General features: G+C 38.0%; 12 protein-coding genes, 2 tRNA genes, 3 rRNA genes and 1 pseudogene. 10 read left to right on the top strand and 8 right to left on the bottom strand.

All coding sequences use genetic code 11. The annotated features are described in order from the left end of the window. Window positions 1–192 precede the first annotated feature (192 nt). Window positions 193–1,356: an FAD-dependent oxidoreductase gene (locus A6B44_RS09765; protein WP_090921447.1), complete on the top strand. Its 1,164-nt coding sequence runs from the start codon at window positions 193–195 to the stop codon at window positions 1,354–1,356. A 1,045-nt stretch (window positions 1,357–2,401) separates the two neighbouring features. Then, the gene (locus A6B44_RS09760; protein WP_176673519.1) at window positions 2,402–3,868 is read left to right on the top strand and encodes a hypothetical protein; all 1,467 of its coding nucleotides are present in this window, start codon (window positions 2,402–2,404) and stop codon (window positions 3,866–3,868) included. 583 nt (window positions 3,869–4,451) lie between these two features. On the opposite strand, the gene A6B44_RS09755 is transcribed toward A6B44_RS09760, so the two are convergent. Next, the gene (locus A6B44_RS09755) at window positions 4,452–5,165 is read right to left on the bottom strand and encodes a tRNA1(Val) (adenine(37)-N6)-methyltransferase (protein ID WP_090921448.1); all 714 of its coding nucleotides are present in this window, start codon (window positions 5,163–5,165) and stop codon (window positions 4,452–4,454) included. 183 nt (window positions 5,166–5,348) lie between these two features. On the opposite strand from A6B44_RS09755, the gene mioC reads away from it, so the two are divergent. From mioC to rrf, 6 genes are all read left to right on the top strand, one after another. Beyond that, on the top strand, window positions 5,349–5,786 hold the full coding sequence (gene mioC / locus A6B44_RS09750; protein WP_090921449.1) for an FMN-binding protein MioC: 438 nt from the start codon (window positions 5,349–5,351) through the stop codon (window positions 5,784–5,786). Between the two features lie 331 nt (window positions 5,787–6,117). Further along, window positions 6,118–7,660, top strand: a 16S ribosomal RNA gene (locus A6B44_RS09745). 73 nt (window positions 7,661–7,733) lie between these two features. Next, window positions 7,734–7,810 (top strand) — tRNA-Ile (locus A6B44_RS09740). A gap of 36 nt (window positions 7,811–7,846) precedes the next feature. Further along, a tRNA-Ala gene (locus A6B44_RS09735) sits at window positions 7,847–7,922 on the top strand. Between the two features lie 282 nt (window positions 7,923–8,204). Continuing rightward, window positions 8,205–11,106, top strand: a 23S ribosomal RNA gene (locus tag A6B44_RS09730). 111 nt (window positions 11,107–11,217) lie between these two features. After that, window positions 11,218–11,333, top strand: a 5S ribosomal RNA gene (gene rrf / locus A6B44_RS09725). Together the 16S, 23S and 5S rRNA genes with 2 tRNA genes alongside form the textbook arrangement of a ribosomal RNA operon. Window positions 11,334–11,696: 363 nt before the next feature. Here rrf and A6B44_RS09720 read toward each other — a convergent pair. From A6B44_RS09720 to A6B44_RS09695, 6 genes and pseudogenes are all read right to left on the bottom strand, one after another. Beyond that, window positions 11,697–12,602: pseudogene (locus A6B44_RS09720) on the bottom strand (IS256 family transposase, variant Zn-binding type); the annotation flags it as partial. Window positions 12,603–12,785: 183 nt separating this feature from the next. After that, the gene (gene groL, locus A6B44_RS09715) at window positions 12,786–14,432 is read right to left on the bottom strand and encodes a chaperonin GroEL (RefSeq protein WP_090920796.1); all 1,647 of its coding nucleotides are present in this window, start codon (window positions 14,430–14,432) and stop codon (window positions 12,786–12,788) included. Between the two features lie 48 nt (window positions 14,433–14,480). Then, window positions 14,481–14,771, bottom strand: coding sequence for a co-chaperone GroES (locus A6B44_RS09710; protein WP_090920795.1), 291 nt, complete (start codon window positions 14,769–14,771; stop codon window positions 14,481–14,483). A gap of 221 nt (window positions 14,772–14,992) precedes the next feature. Next, window positions 14,993–15,394: a ribonuclease E inhibitor RraB gene (gene rraB, locus A6B44_RS09705; RefSeq protein ID WP_090920794.1), complete on the bottom strand. Its 402-nt coding sequence runs from the start codon at window positions 15,392–15,394 to the stop codon at window positions 14,993–14,995. A gap of 3 nt (window positions 15,395–15,397) precedes the next feature. Further along, on the bottom strand, window positions 15,398–16,030 hold the full coding sequence (gene yihA, locus A6B44_RS09700; RefSeq protein ID WP_176673534.1) for a ribosome biogenesis GTP-binding protein YihA/YsxC: 633 nt from the start codon (window positions 16,028–16,030) through the stop codon (window positions 15,398–15,400). Between the two features lie 8 nt (window positions 16,031–16,038). After that, entirely contained in the window at window positions 16,039–16,458 is a 420-nt protein-coding gene (locus A6B44_RS09695) for a DUF805 domain-containing protein (protein WP_090920792.1), read from the bottom strand. A gap of 227 nt (window positions 16,459–16,685) precedes the next feature. Between A6B44_RS09695 and A6B44_RS09690 the strand changes: the two genes are divergently transcribed. Then, window positions 16,686–18,572, top strand: a complete 1,887-nt coding sequence (locus A6B44_RS09690) for a DUF294 nucleotidyltransferase-like domain-containing protein (protein WP_090920791.1) — start codon at window positions 16,686–16,688, stop codon at window positions 18,570–18,572. A gap of 23 nt (window positions 18,573–18,595) precedes the next feature. Further along, complete coding sequence (locus tag A6B44_RS09685) at window positions 18,596–19,327, top strand: 3'-5' exonuclease (protein WP_090920790.1); 732 nt, start codon at window positions 18,596–18,598, stop codon at window positions 19,325–19,327. 63 nt (window positions 19,328–19,390) lie between these two features. Here the strand turns inward: A6B44_RS09685 and A6B44_RS09680 are convergent, their stop codons facing one another. Next, window positions 19,391–19,996, bottom strand: a complete 606-nt coding sequence (locus A6B44_RS09680) for a trimeric intracellular cation channel family protein (RefSeq protein WP_090920789.1) — start codon at window positions 19,994–19,996, stop codon at window positions 19,391–19,393. Between the last annotated feature and the right edge of the window lie 17 nt (window positions 19,997–20,013).

Genomic DNA, 20,013 nt, shown 5'->3' with positions numbered 1-20,013 from the left:
TTCATCTTATCTGAAATTTTAAAGGAGAAAATAAAGCAAAATTATTTTTTCGATCTAGATCGCAAAATTTGCAAATTTTTATTCGCTCACATAAATATTGATTAAAAATAAATTTTTTGTAAATTTTTATAAAAATATAACCGCTTGTGGTGTAAAATTTTGGCGTATCTAAATTAAAAATGGTAATAAACAATGCAAGATGTAATCGTGATTGGTGGTGGAATGGTTGGGGCTGCCACAGCGTTGGGGTTGGCAAAGCAAGGGTTAAAGGTTGCTTTACTTGAAAAAAGAACCTTGCCAACATTCTCACAAGAACAACCCTACGATTTACGTATTTCTGCAATCAGCAAAGCGTCAGTTCAGTTATTGGAAGAGTTAGGGGCGTGGCAAGCCATTCAAACAATGCGAGTTTGCCCTTATGATGGTTTGGAAACGTGGGAAATTGACGGCTTTAACACGGTATTTTCCGCCCAAGATTTAGGGCTAAATGAACTGGGCTATATGGTTGAAAACAATGTGATTCAACTTGGTTTATGGCAATGTTTAAAAGATTATCCAAATTGTCAGCAAGCGGTCGGATTTGAACAACTTTCTGCAAAAAATGAACAGGGCATTTGGACGATAACCATTGATGATCAACAACAATTTTCCGCCCCTTTAATTGTCGCCGCTGACGGTGCAAATTCTCAGGTGCGTGGTTGGGCTGGGATTGGGCTAACCAGTTGGCAATATCGTCAGCACTGTTTATTAGCTGTCGTCAAAACCGAATTACCGCAACAAAGTGTCACTTGGCAACAATTTCATCACAGCGGACCTCGTGCCTTTTTACCTTTATTAGATCATCAAGGTTGTGTGGTTTGGTACGATTCACCACAACGTATCAAGGAATTACAAAACCTTTCATCACAAAAATTAACCGCTGAAATTCTGACACATTTCCCACAACGTTTAGGACAAATTGAAGTGGAAAACTGCGGTGCATTCCCACTTACCAGACAACACGCTCAACGCTATTTTAAAAATGGGATTGTTTTGGTGGGCGACTCTGCTCACACGATAAACCCATTAGCAGGGCAAGGGGTCAATTTAGGGTTTAAAGATGTCAAAGCTTTATTAAATGTATTAGAAAAAGCCCAACAAAAAGGCGAGACTTTGGCGAGTGATGAGGTGTTAAAACGCTATCAAAACAAGCGTAAACCCGATAATTTGTTAATGCAATCAGGAATGGATTTTTTCTATAAAACCTTTAAAACGGATTTATTGCCAGTAAAAGTTATACGAAATTTAGGCTTATTTACGGCGGATAAAATTACGCCTTTGAAAAAGAAAGCCTTGAAGTATGCGATTGGGTTGTAGGTAAAAAAACATAAGCGGTAAGATCTGTTTATGTTTTTGCAAATTCTTAGCGTTATAAAATAAATCGTAACAAAATGCCATTAATAATGTGGTGAGAATTGAATGTACTATACCCATAGTATAAAATTTATTTAATTTTTAACCCCAACGTTATTTTTTTATACAAAATAAAATGCTAATATTTAAACGGTTAAATTTTTTAACTCATTCCATATTTTTTTATTCTTGCTATAAGGAAAATTATTATGAATACTCTTAACAAACAAACAAACAAACAAACAAACAAACAAACAAACAAACAAACAAACAAACAAACAAACAAACAAAAAAGCCTAGTCTAAAACTTTCCTCTATTTCCTCTCTTATTCTTCTCTCTTTCAATCCTTTTTTATTCTCACAGGCTGTTGCTGAAACTTTACCAACTGTTGTTTCAAAAATAGATTTAGGCACATTAAGCTCAGATAATACTGGGGATTCAGGGGTTCAGGCTTTAAGTAGTGATGGTACTATTGCAGGTGGTCAGTCTAATAATGATAATATTAGAGCGACTATTTGGTCAGGGAAAAACTGGCAAAATAAAACGGATTTAGGCATATTAAGATCAGCGTATTCAGAGGTTATTGCTTTAAGTAGTGATGGTACTATTGCAGGTGGTAGGGATTATAAAGCAATAATTTGGTCAGGGAAAAACTGGCAAAATAAAACGGATTTAGGCACATTAAGATCAGATAACACTGGAAATTCAGAGGCTCAGGCTTTAAGTAGTGATGGTACTATTGCAGGTGGTTGGGGTTATGATGATAACGATGATAGGAGAGCAATAATTTGGTCAGGGAAAAACTGGCAAAATAAAACGGATTTAGGCACATTAAGCTCAGATAATACTGGGTATTCAGCGGTTCAGGCTTTAAGTAGTGATGGTACTATTGCAGGTGGTTGGAGTCATTATGATAACTATAATGGGATTAAGAGAGCAATAATTTGGTCAGGGAAAAACTGGCAAAATAAAACGGATTTAGGCACATTAAGATCAGATAATACTGGGGTGTCAAAGGCTCAGGCTTTAAGTAGTGATGGTACTATTGCAGGTGGTTGGAGTCATTATGATAACTATAATGGGATTAAGAGAGCAATAATTTGGTCAGGGAAAAACTGGCAAAATAAAACGGATTTAGGCACATTAAGATCAGATAATACTGGGAGCTCAATGGTTCTTGCTTTAAGTAGTGATGGAACTATTGCTGGTGGTAGGGCTTATAATGATAACCATGATGAGAGAGCGACTATTTGGTCAGGGAAAAACTGGCAAAATAAAACGGATTTAGGCACATTAAACTCAGATAATACTGGGTATTCAGAGGTTCAGGCTTTAAGTAGTGATGGTACTATTGCAGGTGGTTGGGCTAATGGTGGTGGAGCAGTTCTTTGGAAAATAAAATATCCTGAAAAGAAAGTTATTCCAGCAGCAAAAATTGAAGATATTGCTAAACGAACCATTCCTGCGGCGAAAATTGAGGATATCGCCAAACGCACTATCCCAGCCGCAAAAATTGAAGATATTGCTAAACGAACTATCCCTGCGGCAAAAATCCAAGATATTGCTAAACCGATAGCCAAGCCTGAAGTAGTTGCCAAAATTGATGTCGAAAATACCAAGTTAAGTATGGCACGTTTGGGTAATGATGCGATTGGGGTGATTTCATTACAAAGCCAAATCTTACAACGTTTACAACAAAGCCGTTATTTAAAACAAGGCAAAGTAGGTTATGGTGTTCGTCAAGATATGGCTAAACAACAAGGTGATACTACTGCCAGTGTTGGACTTGGCTTATCTTATGGTGTGGGATATGGCATTACCGCAGGGATTAACCTTGATAAAAGTTTATCTCGTCAATTACCTAAAAGTTATAAAACCGACGGCAACACAGGGCTAGGCATTTTTGCCAACTGGAAAGGTGAGAACTGGTTTGTGGAAACCACAGCGGCGTGGCAAAAAGATAAAGTGAAAGTGGCTCGTCCATTATTAGCAAATACCGAAGCGGGCAGTAACAAAACCACAATGAAAGGTTCAGCGGTTTCATTAACGACGGGTTATGATTTTGGCAATGTTTCTGTTTACAGTTCACTTCGTCATCGCCAAGTTTCTCGTGATGCCTATGTGGAAAAAAATGCCGAATTTGCGGCAAGTTTTGCAAAATTCAGTTATAAAGATACCGCTTTAGCCTTAGGTGTTAATACAACATTTCCATTAACAGAAAAACTAAATCTGTTAGCGAGTGCAGAAGTGGAGCAACAGTTAAACAATAACGCACCGACCTATGCCGTTTCAATGCCTGCGGTGGGAAGTTTTAGTAAAACGGCGAAAATTCGCAAAACACGTGGACGTGTTCAAGCAGGGTTAAGCTATGACTTTAGCCCTAAATTTATGGTAAGTTTTACACCTTATTATGAAAGTACCGCTTTTGGTTATAATGGTTGGGGTACATCATTACAGTTAAAAGGCGTATTCTAAGTTAGAACTGTGGGGCGTACTGTGTACGCCCAAATAAATTAATACCATTAAAAAATAGAGCGTTGAAATATGCAATTGGGTTGTAAAGGCATAAAAACATAAGCGGTAAGATGTGTTTGTTTTTTTGCAAATTAGAATTTCTTTCATCCTTCTAAATTTGCAAAATTTCATTAAGATCGTACCGCTTAAAAAACAATCTTTGCAAACTAGCTGTATTTATTATGTTGTAATACATTGTTTTTAAATGGTTTAGTTGTGTTTTTAATATTTATTTCAGAGTAATCCCTAAAGCTACCACACATTTATCCACAATGAATGGGGATAAATAAAGTTACTTGAAAAAATCAGCAAATAGTAAAAAAATAACATCTTATGTAGATTAAAATAAAGTGTAAAGAATACTCATATTGTGGATCAATTAAGCAAGCTGGCGATCTTTTGATAAGAGAGTGTTAGAAAGATAAAAGTAATTAAAAAAACAATGTGTTATTGTTTTATTTTATAAGATTTCAACAACTATTATTCAGTTATCCCCAAAATTATCTACACGCTATGTTAATAAAGATCTCAGTTATTCTGGTAATTAAAAATTAAGATAAAATGGCTGAGTTATTTTTTTATATTGTTCAGTATATTGATAGTTTTCATCATAAATTGTTAAGAACAAGCGGTGACTTTGTTGAAACTTTTTACAAAAAGTCACGATCATTCGTTTAGGTAGGCTATTGGGTTTGGTTATAATGCCCCAATGCTCAATACAATAGAGACCAATCTCTTTTACTTGAGTAATCAATTTTTTTGCTACTTCAAAGGGTAAAATAAAAGTAATTTTTCCCTCTTCAGAAAGGAAATTTTTAGCACATTTTAACCAGTTAAAATGACTTTGTATGGCTAAACGGGCAAGATCTCGTTCAATGGTTTGACTTGTGAGTCCATTTTCAAAGTAAGGAGGATTAGAAATAATGAGATCAAATTTTTGAACAGATTGAAAATGTAAAAAATCACAGTGTTGAACCGATAAACGATCCTTCCAAATTGTTTTTTGAGTATTTTCAACAGCCTGCTGAAAAGCGTTGGGTTCAATTTCTAAAGCTGTAATATAACAGCCAGTATTAGCAGTACGTTGTGCTAACATAATTGCAAGTAATCCCGTCCCTGTTCCAATATCTAAAATAGATGAGCAATTGCTCACATCTGCAAGGCTTCCTAATAAAATACTGTCAGTGCTTACTTTCATTGCACATTTATCGTGAGCAATAAAAAATTGTTTAAATTGAAAGCCGCTAGGTTTAGTCATTTGGGTAAATTTTTATTATGGATGATATAGAGCTACAGATTGTAACTAAAAAATCATCATATTCAAGTACAGGATATTAATAGGAGTACATATTTAGTTGAACATCATATTAATTTAGTAGTCAAAGTATAAGTTCAGAGTTACACTTGTTCTTTGAATATAGATAATTGAAAGGAATAATTTATGTCAATTTGTATTATTACAGGAAGCACGCTAGGTGGGGCAGAATATGTTGCTGATCACATTGAGCAAGTACTTATTACTAAAGGATTAAATGTTGAATTATTTAATAATGCCACATTAGATGATATAAAGAATAAACTGTATTTATTAGTAGTGACATCAACACACGGCGCAGGAGAGTTACCTGATAATATTCAACCTTTATTTGAGGAAATAGAAAAATCAACAGTAGATTTTAGTGAGATGAACTTTGGTGTAATTGGATTGGGTAGCTCTGATTATGATACGTTTTGCTATGCAGTAGATACAGTTGAACGAATTTTACAACAAAGAGGTGCAAAAAAACTTTGTGACTCGTTAAAAATTGATGTTATAGAAAGTTTTGATCACGATGAGACTGCTGAGGAATGGTTACCAAACTTTATTGATAAACTATAAGCGGTCACATTTTGCCAAAAATTTACAAAAAGCCATCGAATTGAATTAAAAATGTTCGATTAAAAGAAATTTTAAAAAATTTTGCAAAAAGTACTTGCGTCGAGTTTTAAAATCTCTATAATACGCCACACACAACGACGCGCTGTTGTGAAACAAAGTTTTAACTGGTGCGTCGTTATTTTTTGCTCTTTAACAATTTATCAGACAATCTGTGTGGGCACTTGTTGATTGACTTATTTAAAAATATATATTGATTTTAAAGTCTTAATAAGTGTCACTGAAAATTTATTTAATAAAAATTCTATGTCAGTTTATTGAGCGATTAAACTTTTAATTGAAGAGTTTGATCATGGCTCAGATTGAACGCTGGCGGCAGGCTTAACACATGCAAGTCGAACGGTAACAGGAGAAAAGCTTGCTTTTCTTGCTGACGAGTGGCGGACGGGTGAGTAATGCTTGGGAATCTGCCTTATGGAGGGGGATAACTACGGGAAACTGTAGCTAATACCGCGTAAAATCGAAAGATTAAAGTATGGGATCTTCGGACCATATGCCATAAGATGAGCCCAAGTGAGATTAGGTAGTTGGTGAGGTAAAGGCTCACCAAGCTGACGATCTCTAGCTGGTTTGAGAGGATGACCAGCCACACTGGAACTGAGACACGGTCCAGACTCCTACGGGAGGCAGCAGTGGGGAATATTGCACAATGGGCGCAAGCCTGATGCAGCCATGCCGCGTGAATGAAGAAGGCTTTCGGGTTGTAAAGTTCTTTCAGCGATGAGGAAGGGTATATATCTAATAGGTATGTACATTGACGTTAGTCGCAGAAGAAGCACCGGCTAACTCCGTGCCAGCAGCCGCGGTAATACGGAGGGTGCGAGCGTTAATCGGAATAACTGGGCGTAAAGGGCACGCAGGCGGTTGTCTAAGTCAGATGTGAAAGCCCCGAGCTTAACTTGGGAATTGCATTTGAGACTGGGCGACTAGAGTCCTCTAGGGAGGGGTAGAATTCCACGTGTAGCGGTGAAATGCGTAGAGATGTGGAGGAATACCGAAGGCGAAGGCAGCCCCTTGGAGAGAGACTGACGCTGAGGTGCGAAAGCGTGGGTAGCAAACAGGATTAGATACCCTGGTAGTCCACGCTGTAAACGATGTCAATTTGGGGGTTGGGTCTTGAACCTGGCGCCCGTAGCTAACGCGATAAATTGACCGCCTGGGGAGTACGGCCGCAAGGTTAAAACTCAAATGAATTGACGGGGGCCCGCACAAGCGGTGGAGCATGTGGTTTAATTCGATGCAACGCGAAGAACCTTACCTACTCTTGACATCCATAGAAGAAAGCAGAGATGCTTTTGTGCCTTCGGGAACTATGAGACAGGTGCTGCATGGCTGTCGTCAGCTCGTGTTGTGAAATGTTGGGTTAAGTCCCGCAACGAGCGCAACCCTTATCCTTTGTTGCTAGCAGGTAATGCTGAGAACTCAAAGGAGACTGCCAGTGATAAACTGGAGGAAGGTGGGGACGACGTCAAGTCATCATGGCCCTTACGAGTAGGGCTACACACGTGCTACAATGGCGTATACAGAGGGCTGCGAGCTAGCGATAGTGAGCGAATCTCAGAAAGTACGTCTAAGTCCGGATTGGAGTCTGCAACTCGACTCCATGAAGTCGGAATCGCTAGTAATCGCGAATCAGAATGTCGCGGTGAATACGTTCCCGGGCCTTGTACACACCGCCCGTCACACCATGGGAGTGGGTTGTACCAGAAGTAGATAGCTTAACCTTCGGGAGGGCGTTTACCACGGTATGATTCATGACTGGGGTGAAGTCGTAACAAGGTAACCGTAGGGGAACCTGCGGTTGGATCACCTCCTTACCTGAATAAGCGACAATGAGTGCTCACACAGATTGTTTGATAGAAATAATAAGAGACAAAAGACATCATTTCTGGGTCTGTAGCTCAGGTGGTTAGAGCGCACCCCTGATAAGGGTGAGGTCGGTGGTTCAAGTCCACTCAGACCCACCACTCATTGAGTGTGGTTAGAAATGATAGTGATGTGTTGGGGATATAGCTCAGCTGGGAGAGCGCCTGCCTTGCACGCAGGAGGTCAGCGGTTCGATCCCGCTTATCTCCACCAATTCATCATTGCTAAGTGAATTTGTAAATATATTTATAAGTTAATTTAGCAATGATGAAATACGTTAAGTGTTTTATTATTTGTTCTTTAAAAAATTGGAAACAAGCTGAAAACTGAAGACTTTCAAGTTTGATGTTTAAATTATTATTTATTAGTAAGTTAAATATTAAATCTTTATGAAGTCTGAGTAAGAAACTAAAAAATAGTATGTTGAACAAAAGCAACATACGAACTTGAGTTGTTTAATTGCAACTTTAAGTGTGAAAGCACTTGAGGTTGTATGGTTAAGTGACTAAGCGTACACGGTGGATGCCTTGGCAATCAGAGGCGATGAAGGACGTGCTAATCTGCGATAAGCTTGGAAGAGTTGATAAGAAACGTGATAATTCCAAGATTTCCGAATGGGGAAACCCAATAGGTGAAGAACCTATTATTAATGACTGAATACATAGGTCATTAAAGCGAACCGGGAGAACTGAAACATCTAAGTACCCCGAGGAAAAGAAATCAACCGAGATTCTGTGAGTAGCGGCGAGCGAAAGCGGAAGAGCCAGTTAGTTTTAGCAGTAGTATTAAGAGAATGAGTTGGGAAACTCAATCATAGAGGGTGATAATCCCGTATCTGAAAATGCAACTGTGGAACTAAGCTAACGATAAGTAGGGCGGGACACGTGATATCCTGTTTGAAGATGGGGGGACCATCCTCCAAGGCTAAATACTCCTGATTGACCGATAGTGAACGAGTACTGTGAAGGAAAGGTAAAAAGAACCCCTGCGAGGGGAGTGAAATAGAACCTGAAACCGTGTACGTACAAGCAGTAGGAGCATATTTATTGTGTGACTGCGTACCTTTTGTATAATGGGTCAGCGACTTATATTTTGTAGCAAGGTTAACCGAATAGGGGAGCCGTAGGGAAACCGAGTCTTAACTGGGCGTTTAGTTGCAAGGTATAGACCCGAAACCCGGTGATCTAGCCATGGGCAGGTTGAAGGTTGGGTAACACTAACTGGAGGACCGAACCGACTAATGTTGAAAAATTAGCGGATGACTTGTGGCTGGGGGTGAAAGGCCAATCAAACCGGGAGATAGCTGGTTCTCCCCGAAATCTATTTAGGTAGAGCCTTGAGCGGACACCTTTGGGGGTAGAGCACTGTTTCGGCTAGGGGGCCATCCCGGCTTACCAACCCGATGCAAACTCCGAATACCAAAGAGTGATACTCAGGAGACACACGGCGGGTGCTAACGTTCGTCGTGAAGAGGGAAACAACCCAGACCGCCAGCTAAGGTCCCAAAGTCTATATTAAGTGGGAAACGAAGTGGGAAGGCTTAGACAGCTAGGATGTTGGCTTAGAAGCAGCCACCATTTAAAGAAAGCGTAATAGCTCACTAGTCGAGTCGGCCTGCGCGGAAGATGTAACGGGGCTCAAATATAGCACCGAAGCTGCGGCATCAGATGTAAATCTGTTGGGTAGGGGAGCGTTCTGTAAGCGGATGAAGGTGAATCGAGAGGTTTGCTGGACGTATCAGAAGTGCGAATGCTGACATAAGTAACGATAAAACGAGTGAAAAACTCGTTCGCCGGAAGATCAAGGTTTCCTGTCCAACGTTAATCGGGGCAGGGTGAGTCGACCCCTAAGGCGAGGCTGAAAAGCGTAGTCGATGGGAAACAGGTTAATATTCCTGTACTTGTAATAACTGCGATGTGGGGACGGAGAAGGTTAGGTTATCAGGGTGTTGGATTACCCTGTTTAAGCCGTTAGGTGGGAATTTTAGGCAAATCCGGAATTCCATTAACACCGAGAAGTGATGACGAGACTCTAAGGAGTTGAAGTAACTGATACCACGCTTCCAGGAAAAGCCACTAAGCATAGGTTATTATAAATCGTACTGTAAACCGACACAGGTGATCAGGTAGAGAATACTCAGGCGCTTGAGAGAACTCGGGTGAAGGAACTAGGCAAAATAGCACCGTAACTTCGGGAGAAGGTGCGCCGGCGTAGATTGTAGTACTTAGCGTACGAAGGTTGAACCGGTCGAAGATACCAGCTGGCTGCAACTGTTTATTAAAAACACAGCACTCTGCAAACACGAAAGTGGACGTATAGGGTGTGATGCCTGCCCGGTGCTGGAAGGTTAATTGATGATGTAATCGAAAGAGAAGCTTCTGATCGAAGCCCCAGTAAACGGCGGCCGTAACTATAACGGTCCTAAGGTAGCGAAATTCCTTGTCGGGTAAGTTCCGACCTGCACGAATGGCATAATGATGGCCAGGCTGTCTCCACCCGAGACTCAGTGAAATTGAAATCGCCGTGAAGATGCGGTGTACCCGCGGCTAGACGGAAAGACCCCGTGAACCTTTACTATAGCTTGACACTGAACCTTGAATTTTAATGTGTAGGATAGGTGGGAGACTTTGAAGTAGCAACGCCAGTTGTTATGGAGTCAACCTTGAAATACCACCCTTTAACGTTTGATGTTCTAACGAAGCACCCGAAACGGGTGTTCGGACAGTGTCTGGTGGGTAGTTTGACTGGGGCGGTCTCCTCCCAAAGAGTAACGGAGGAGTACGAAGGTTTGCTAATCACGGTCGGACATCGTGAGGTTAGTACAATGGTATAAGCAAGCTTGACTGCGAGACGGACATGTCGAGCAGGTACGAAAGTAGGTCATAGTGATCCGGTGGTTCTGAATGGAAGGGCCATCGCTCAACGGATAAAAGGTACTCCGGGGATAACAGGCTGATACCGCCCAAGAGTTCATATCGACGGCGGTGTTTGGCACCTCGATGTCGGCTCATCACATCCTGGGGCTGAAGTAGGTCCCAAGGGTATGGCTGTTCGCCATTTAAAGTGGTACGCGAGCTGGGTTTAGAACGTCGTGAGACAGTTCGGTCCCTATCTGCCGTGGGCGTTGGAGAATTGATTGGAGCTGCTCCTAGTACGAGAGGACCGGAGTGGACACATCACTGGTGTTCCAGTTGTCTCGCCAGAGGCATTGCTGGGTAGCTACATGTGGAATAGATAAGCGCTGAAAGCATCTAAGCACGAAACTAGCCAAGAGATGAGTTCTCCCAACTTTAGAAGTTGTAAGGGTTGTTTGAGACTAAGACGTAGATAGGCAGGGTGTGTAAGCGTTGTGAGACGTTGAGCTAACCTGTACTAATTGCCCGAGAGACTTAACCATACAACGCTCAAGTGTTTTTGGAAAGACGAAGAGATAGAGAAAGTAGAAGTTAGAAGCTTGTTTTTGATTAAAGAATAAAGAAAAGATTAGATATAGATATCGAGAGATTTTCCTGATGGCTATAGTGCAACGGAACCACCTGACTCCATACCGAACTCAGAAGTGAAAAGTTGTAACGCCGATGGTAGTGTAGGGTTTCCCTATGTGAGAGTAGGACACCATCAGGGTTTTATTAAGGAAGAGCCGTAACTAGAGATAGTTACGGTTTTTTTGTGTGTGAAGAAAACTGAAAATAAATAGAGTTGAGTAGAATTATACCATTCCCCCCTTTTTTACTATATGAAGCGGTTACATTTTTGTGATTTTTTGCAAATGAGGGCATAAAGGACAAAAATAATGCTAAAAAGTCACTCAAAGCCTTATTATTACTCGATTTTACTCATTATAAATTATTGCATAGATTAGACTCAATAGTATATTTCATTATAAAATATGTGTCAGAGAGGGCATAGTAGACAAAATAGTTGGTAATTTTGAGGAGCTATGCCCATAGTAGACAAATGAGTTGGTTTTTATTATTTTATAAATAATTACCAACTCCTTTTATTTAGAAAATCTTTTATAAACATAATCTTATGGTATTTGGTTAAACCATTATGATTAGATAGTTTTCGTTTAAGTTCTCCAAATAAACTTTCAAGCCTATTTGTTGTTTTTTCTATATTTAATTCAGGATATTTTTCAAAAGTAAATAAATAATCCATATTATATTTTAAGCTCCTGTAAGCACTTCTTATATTACGATGTTTAAAAGGATATTTACCCTTTTCATTTATTTTATCGGAGCGTTCATTTAAATATTCTTTATGTTTTAAATACCAATAATGTAAATTAATATAGAACTCGTTTTTAGAGCTATTTTTTAATGTTTTAACTAATATTTTTAGCTCTTTTCCCGCTTCAGATTTAGGGTTCCTTGTTAATTTCCTTATTACATTTGCTATTTGATGAAATTGGCAAAGTTGTGCAGGCGTATTTAAAAAATCTCTTAATAATCCTCGTCTTCCATCACAAGTAATAGATTGAATAATATAGCCTTTTTCTCTTAATTTATTCATTGCTAATAGATAATAAAGATTTTTTTCTGTTGTCACAATTTGATGATAAATTACCTTCTTTGATAAAGTGTCCATAAAAACGAGAACACCAAAATTTCGACCAAAGAAAGTGGTATCCATCATTAAGTTCAATTTATTATTTTGTGGGATATTTAATGGCGTTTTAGGGGCTTTTAAAACATATCTTTGAATAGTTCTAACAGAGCAATTATATTTAATTGCTAGTTGCTTATAGGTTTGTTTACCTTCTGTGTAATCTAGCCAAATTTGGCTTGAATTTAAGGATTTTTTGAAGGTAAAAGTTTTATTACAAATAGAGCATTTATAACGTTGAACATTATTTTGGGTACCATATTTGTGAATATTCGTTTTATGACAAAAAGGACAAGTTTTTTATTCATTTTCAAAAAAGTGGGCTAAAGCACAGTAATATAAAGCTTTAACCCATTTTTTACCAACTATTTTGTCTACTATGCCTCAGAGAGCAGAGAGACAAAAATGAAAAAGCTAGGCTCATACCAATTGAACCTAGCTTTTTAAAGAATAATAAAAGAGAGGGAATTACATCATTCCACCCATTCCTCCCATACCGCCCATTCCAGCAGCACCTAAATCAGCGCTTTCTTCTTTTGGAAGATCGGTAACCATACATTCAGTGGTAATCATTAGACCTGCAATTGAACCTGCAAATTGTAATGCACTACGTGTTACTTTAGTTGGATCTAAGATACCCATTTCTAACATATCGCCGTAGTTTTCAGTACTTGCATTATAACCAAAGTTACCTGAGCCATCTTTTACGTTACGAGCTACAACAGAGGCTTCTTCACCAGCGTTTTCAACGATTTGACGAAGTGGCGCTTCCATTGCTCGTAATGCAAGTTTGATACCCACATTTTGATCTTCATTGTCACCTTTTAAGCTTTCTGCTACTTTTGATGCTGCACGAACTAATGCAACACCACCACCAGCAACAATACCTTCTTCAACTGCAGCTCGAGTTGCGTGAAGTGCATCATCAACACGGTCTTTTTTCTCTTTCATTTCAACTTCTGTCGCAGCACCTACTTTAATTACTGCCACACCGCCCGCTAACTTAGCCATACGCTCTTGAAGTTTTTCTTTATCGTAATCTGAAGTAGATTCTTCAATTTGTTGACGAATTTGAGCAACTCGACCTTTGATTTGCTCTTCATCACCAATACCATCAATGATAGTGGTATTATCTTTGTTAATTACTACACGTTTAGCTTGACCTAATTCTTCAAGACCTGCTTTTTCTAACTCCATACCGATTTCTTCTGAAATCACAGTACCTGCAGTTAGAATTGCGATATCTTGCAGCATTGCTTTACGACGATCACCAAAACCTGGAGCTTTCACGGCAGCCACTTTCACGATACCACGCATATTGTTCACAACTAATGTTGCTAATGCTTCACCTTCAAGATCTTCTGCAATGATTAACAATGGTTTATTTACTTTAGCCACAGCTTCTAATGTTGGTAATAATTCACGAATATTCGAGATTTTTTTATCTACTAAAAGAATAAATGGATTTTCTAATTCAACGGTGCCTGCATCTGGTTTGTTGATGAAATATGGTGATAAGTAACCACGATCAAATTGCATACCTTCAACCACTGCTAACTCATCTTCTAAGCCAGAACCATCTTCAACAGTGATTACACCCTCTTTACCTACTTTTTCCATTGCTTGTGCAATTAACTGACCTACAGTCGAATCAGAGTTTGCAGAAATTGTACCCACTTGTTCGATTTCTTTTGAGGTTTCACAAGGTTTAGACAGATTTTTTAACTCTTCTACTACAGAAATTACCGCTTTATCAATACCACGTTTTAAATCCATTGGGTTCATACCTGCTGCCACAGATTTTAAACCTTCACTGATAATTGCTTGAGCAAGTACTGTTGCTGTTGTTGTACCGTCACCTGCTTCGTCATTGGCTTTAGAGGCAACCTCTTTCACCATTTGAGCACCCATATTTTCGAATTTATCTTCTAACTCAATTTCACGTGCAACAGATACACCATCTTTTGTGATGGCTGGTGCTCCAAAGGATTTATCTAACACAACATTGCGTCCCTTAGGACCTAGAGTGACTTTCACTGCATCGGCTAAAACATTTACACCTTTAAGCATTTTAACACGAGCATCATTACCAAATTTTACATCTTTTGCTGCCATTTTTTATTCCTTAATTTTGTTAAATTCGTTACTTATTTTAATAATTACTTATTCTACAATCGCTAAAATATCATCTTCAGATAAAATTAAAACTTCTTCACCATCAATTTTTTCTGATTTGGTACTGTAACTATCACTGAAAATGACGACATCACCCACTTTAACATGCATTGGGTGAACTGAACCATTGTCTAAGAGGCGACCTGTACCTACTGCAATTACTTTGCCACGTGTGGATTTTTCTGCAGCACTGCCTGTTAAAACAATACCACCTGCTGATTTTGTTTCAACTTCTTCACGTTTTAAAATTACTTTATCGTGTAATGGACGAATATTCATTGAATTTACTCCTAAAAAAGAAAATTAAAATATACACTAATGTTGTGTAGCATTTGCTATATGGGGGATACTTCCATAAATTCAAGCAAAAAAGTGCTTTTTTTGCTAAAATTTTTGTGTTTGTTACTTTTTACTGAATAAGGAATATTAAAAAAGGGAGATGATAAATCTCCCTTATACTATTTTAATTGTGGTATGTAATTGATAGGACTTAATGGGGATTATTGCTCATCATCCATAAATTCAACATCATCAACATATTCATCATCTGGTGCATTCGGATCTTCAAAATATGTGCCCCAGCCTTCATATTCTGCACCAGCTTGTGCAATTAAAGGTAAAATTTCTTGTTGTTGTTTAGCAATAAGTTCTGGTTTTAATTCGATTTCAGTTACTACATCACAACAAAAAATAATGTTACCATTTTCATCTTCAAACTCTTCAGCGTCAGCAATTTCATAGCCTAATTTGAAAATATCAATAACCAGTTTTTCTAGTTTATCAAAATTTTGATGGGCAATATGATGTTCCACAATGTAGAGTGCATTAGGATCGCTCCCATCTTCTAATAAATTGGTGATAATTTCATTGGTTTCTTGATCTAATTCTGTTTGATTATACATTACTTATTCCTCTACATTAGGTTGTGTGGTGATTTCAGCAAACCAGCTATTCAATTTATTTTCTAATTTGTCTATCCCTGTGCGCTTTAATGCAGAATAGCATTCTACATCGATATCTCCCTGAAAAGGTAAAATAGCCTCTCGAACCATTTTTACTTGCTTACTTCGCTGACTTTGATTAAGTTTATCTGCTTTAGTTAAAAATAACAAAACGGGCAATTCAGATGTGACGGCCCACTCAATCATTTGTTGATCGAGATCTTTTAGAGGGTGACGGATATCCATTAAAATGACAATTCCTTTTAAACATTCACGTTTTTGTAAATATTCTCCTAGTGACTTTTGCCATTTGATTTTCATTTGCTCTGGTACAGCAGCATAACCATAACCAGGTAAATCGACAATTTTACAATTAGGTACAACTTCAAAAAGATTAATTAATTGCGTTCTGCCTGGTGTTTTTGATGTTTTAGCTAGATTTTTTTGATTCGTCAACACGTTTAATGCTGTTGACTTGCCTGCATTTGAACGTCCAGCAAACGCGATTTCAATGCCGCTATCTTCTGGCATATGGTGAATATCTGGAGCACTCATTAAAAAGTGCGTTTGATGGTAATTTAATTTTGTATTCATAATTTTTTACTTTATTTAGTCAGTGTAACAGAAAGACCCTGTTCACCATATTCATTCGATTCAGGAAAACTTTTAAAACAACCCCATTCTAAAAGTAGTGTTGTGGCAATAAAAACAGGCATTACAACACCTAATGCCCATGCCATTTTTCCTTCTGTAGTTAATGAAGCAAAATAGCAAAGAACAGGAACAAGTAGAATGCTAATTGATTTAGCAGAACGATTGCGATCGTGCAAACGCTTAATAATCACAGTTATTATGCTGTATAGTGAAATTAATAAAGGTGCGAATCCAATTAATGGCATTGTACTAAAATCCCCTAAAAGATTAGCAACAATCAATAGAAAGGCGAAATTCAGTCCAATTCCAATCCAAAAACCTTGACGATTAAGACGACCTTGTAATGAGAAAAGTGCGTGATACCAAATCATAATTTTCTTCTTTGTATTTGAAGCGGTAAGATACAATGTAAAATTTGCAAATTTTTTGCTACATCGTACCGCTTATTTTGTTAACTATCTATACTGCCTTTCATTGTACCATTTGAGGGTTCTGTAATGCTACCAATGTTTTAAATATTTGTTTACAAGACGGTAGATTTTAACATCAAAATCTAGGTATACTATCATTCTACCTCCACTTTTTATTAGAGTATGCTATGGAAATTGAACTTCTTGACGTCAAAAACTTTTTGATTCAATCAGCGCCTTTTGATGAACTTCCTGAAGAAGCTGTTGATGAATTAGTACACAATATTGAAATTCGTTATTTTCGTGCTAACACCCCTATTTTAACTTATGGAGAAGACATCAATTCTCTGTATGTTATAAGAAGTGGTGTAGTCGAAATTTATCGTCGTAGTGGTCAACTCTATAATCGAATTTCAGAAGGACATATTTTTGGGCAGATGGGGCTTTTTATGAGTAATAAAGTTCGTTTCCCTGTTAAAGCCATTGAAGATACCTTAACCTATTGTATTCCATGTGAAATGTTTTATCGTTATTGTAATGAATTTGAAGTTTTTTCAGATTTTATGGAGGTGGAAGAAAGTCAACGATTACGTCAAGTTGTTTCTGCAACAAGAGAAAATGATCTCACTACATCAAAGGTGAAAACATTAATTACAAGACCTGCCGTAACCGTTGATGAAAATACGTCTATTACTGAAACTGCAATGCGAATGGAAGAAGAAAATGTTTCCGCAGTCTTAGTTACTCAGAATGTTTTACCTACAGAAGATGATGATGATGAGCTCGATCCTTTTGTTGGAATTATTACTGATCGTGATCTTTGTACGAAAGTACTTGCAACAGGGATCGATCCTGCAACTCAAATTAGTGAAGTAATGTCACCTACGCTTTATTGCTTGGATGCAAATGCTTATGTGTATGAAGCAATGATGACAATGTTACGTTATAACATTAACCATTTACCTATTATGGATCAAGGCAATGCGATTGGTATAGTGGCAAATAGTGATTTATTGCGTTATGAGTCACAAAATAGTTTACTAATTGTAAATAGTATTTTCCAACAAAATAGCGTAGAAGAACTGACAGTGATTGCAAGTCAAGTGAAGGATTGTTTTGTTCGTATGGTTCAAGAAGATGCAAACTCTCATATGGTTGGTAGTGCAATGGCTGTGATTGGTCGCAGTTTTAAACAGCGTTTAGCAGAGCTTGCAGAGGAGAAGCTAGGACCTGCGCCTATCCCTTATTGCCTTTTAGCATTAGGTTCAATGGCACGTGATGAGCAGTTGATGTTAACAGATCAAGATAATGCTCTAATTCTTGATGAAAGTTATGATCCTGAATTACATAATGACTATTTTGCACAATTTGCAACTTTTATTTGTGATGGATTAGATGCTTGTGGTTATACTTATTGTACAGGGGATATTATGGCGACTAATCCTCAGTGGCGTTTAACCCTTTCTCAATGGAAAGAACAGTTTACAGATTGGATAGATAATCCTAATCCAACTAAACTATTACATAGTTCTATTTTCTTTGATCTTGATGGTGTATATGGTCGTACTAAATGGGCAGAGCATTTATACAGTTTTATTGTGCAACGAGCGAGAAAAAATACCATTTTCTTATCCGCTTTAGCGCACACTGCTGTATTACGTACACCGCCATTGGGATTTTTTAAGAACTTTGTAATGGAAAATGATGGGCGTCATAATAAATCGATTAATTTAAAACGTCGTGGTACTGCACCACTTGCGGATCTAATTCGTGTACACGCATTATCCATCGGCTCATTAGCAAAAAACTCCGTCGAGCGTCTTGAACATATTATTGATGCGGGTATTTTGCCTCGTAATCAAGGACAAGATTTACGTGATGCATTTGAGTTACTATCTATTGTTAGAATTCGTCATCAAGCCAATGATATTTTAGAAGAGCAGGAACCTGATAATAATATTGAGCCTGAATCAATGTCAGATTTTGAACGCCGAAATTTGAAAGATGCCTTCTTAATTCTCAGTAATGCACAAAACTTTATTAAATTCCGCTATGTAAAACAGCGTAAATTTTAAACATTAATATTCAGAGTAATGCGATGACAACAAAAAGAAAACTGATTATAAATGATGATGAAATTCCAGATAATTGGCAAGATTATTATCAAACACAAGCACAACAAGCACAAAATACTTTTCTAAAACAATTTTATCAAGCGGGTATTGTGGATGAAAATACGCCAATAAAAGAGATAGATTTTGTTGCGCTTGATTTTGAAACTACAGGTCTAGATGCCACTGTTGATGATATTGTCAGTATTGGTTTAATTCCTTTTAATTTGAAAAGTATTTATTGTAATCAAGCTACTCACTGGATCGTTCGTCCTAAGCAAGAACTAGATGAGGAATCTGTAGTTATCCATGGTATTACCCACAGTGATGTTTTCGATGCGCCAGATTTACACAAAGTATTAGACGATTTGTTGACCATTTTAGCCAATAAAGTTGTAGTAGTACATTATCGTCCGATTGAACGTCAATTTTTTAATTCAGCATTAATGGTCAGAATTAATGAAGGAATTTTATTTCCTGTTGTAGATACAATGCAAATTGAAGGGAATATTCAATATGCGAAGAGAAGCTTATTAGATCGTTTACTCAATAAAAAAATACCTTCGGTACGCCTTGCCAAGAGCCGTACTCGTTACGGATTGCCTGCTTATACAGCACATAATGCACTGATTGATGCGATTGCAACTGCAGAACTGTTACAGGCTCAAATTAGCTATCACTTTTCACCAGATACGCCTATTGGTGAGTTGTGGCGATGAAAAGTGTGAAAGAATAAATGTGATAAGGTGTAACAAAACCTACCATTTGGTAGGTTTATTTTTTTAATCTTTTGAAAAGACTGGCAAAGAAAGTTGCCACTTAATTGCGGTTAAACGAATGACTAATACGACAGCAATGCCAACTAATACATTCACAAAGCGTGGTAAGTGGGAATAGTCCAATAAACAGTATACGGTCGCTCCCATAATACAAGCGGAGGCATAAATTTCTTTTTGAAAGATAAAGGGAATTTGACGGGCTAAAACATCTCGTAATACACCGCCACCACAACCAGTGAGAGTCCCCATTAGGACAGCAACAGTAGGTGAAAAGCCATAATGTAATGCTTTTTCTGCTCCCATAATGGCAAAAAATGCTAATCCAACCGCATCAGAAACAGGTAAAATATACCAAGGCAGGCGAGTCGGTTTTTTAGTAAATGCAATCATTAATACACAAGTCGCAATAACAACCCAAATATAGTTATTATCAGTAAGCCAAAAAACAGGAACATCTAAAACAATATCTCGAATCGTACCACCACCAATGGCGACAACACTCGCTAATACTAAGACGCCTACGGCATCCATTTTTAATCGAAAAGCCATTGAAACACCTGAAACGGCGAAGATAGCCGTGCCCAGTAGATCGACAATATACAGAAACATTTATTCTCCTTTAAAAT

Source organism: Pasteurella skyensis (assembly GCF_013377295.1).
Taxonomy (GTDB): domain Bacteria; phylum Pseudomonadota; class Gammaproteobacteria; order Enterobacterales; family Pasteurellaceae; genus Phocoenobacter; species Phocoenobacter skyensis.
The sequence above is the reverse complement of the archived record's forward strand: the minus strand, read 5'-3'. Positions and strand labels throughout refer to the sequence as shown.

What these genes read in the sequence shown, in the direction of transcription:
- rraB (WP_090920794.1), bottom strand. Translation starts at nt 15,394, where the DNA reads ATGTATAATCAAACAGAATTAGATCAAGAAACCAATGAAATTATCACC.
- A6B44_RS09690 (WP_090920791.1), top strand. Translation starts at nt 16,686, where the DNA reads ATGGAAATTGAACTTCTTGACGTCAAAAACTTTTTGATTCAATCAGCG.
- A6B44_RS09710 (WP_090920795.1), bottom strand. Translation starts at nt 14,771, where the DNA reads ATGAATATTCGTCCATTACACGATAAAGTAATTTTAAAACGTGAAGAA.
- mioC (WP_090921449.1), top strand. Translation starts at nt 5,349, where the DNA reads ATGTCAATTTGTATTATTACAGGAAGCACGCTAGGTGGGGCAGAATAT.
- A6B44_RS09755 (WP_090921448.1), bottom strand. Translation starts at nt 5,165, where the DNA reads ATGACTAAACCTAGCGGCTTTCAATTTAAACAATTTTTTATTGCTCAC.
- A6B44_RS09680 (WP_090920789.1), bottom strand. Translation starts at nt 19,996, where the DNA reads ATGTTTCTGTATATTGTCGATCTACTGGGCACGGCTATCTTCGCCGTT.
- A6B44_RS09765 (WP_090921447.1), top strand. Translation starts at nt 193, where the DNA reads ATGCAAGATGTAATCGTGATTGGTGGTGGAATGGTTGGGGCTGCCACA.
- A6B44_RS09695 (WP_090920792.1), bottom strand. Translation starts at nt 16,458, where the DNA reads ATGATTTGGTATCACGCACTTTTCTCATTACAAGGTCGTCTTAATCGT.
- groL (WP_090920796.1), bottom strand. Translation starts at nt 14,432, where the DNA reads ATGGCAGCAAAAGATGTAAAATTTGGTAATGATGCTCGTGTTAAAATG.
- A6B44_RS09685 (WP_090920790.1), top strand. Translation starts at nt 18,596, where the DNA reads ATGACAACAAAAAGAAAACTGATTATAAATGATGATGAAATTCCAGAT.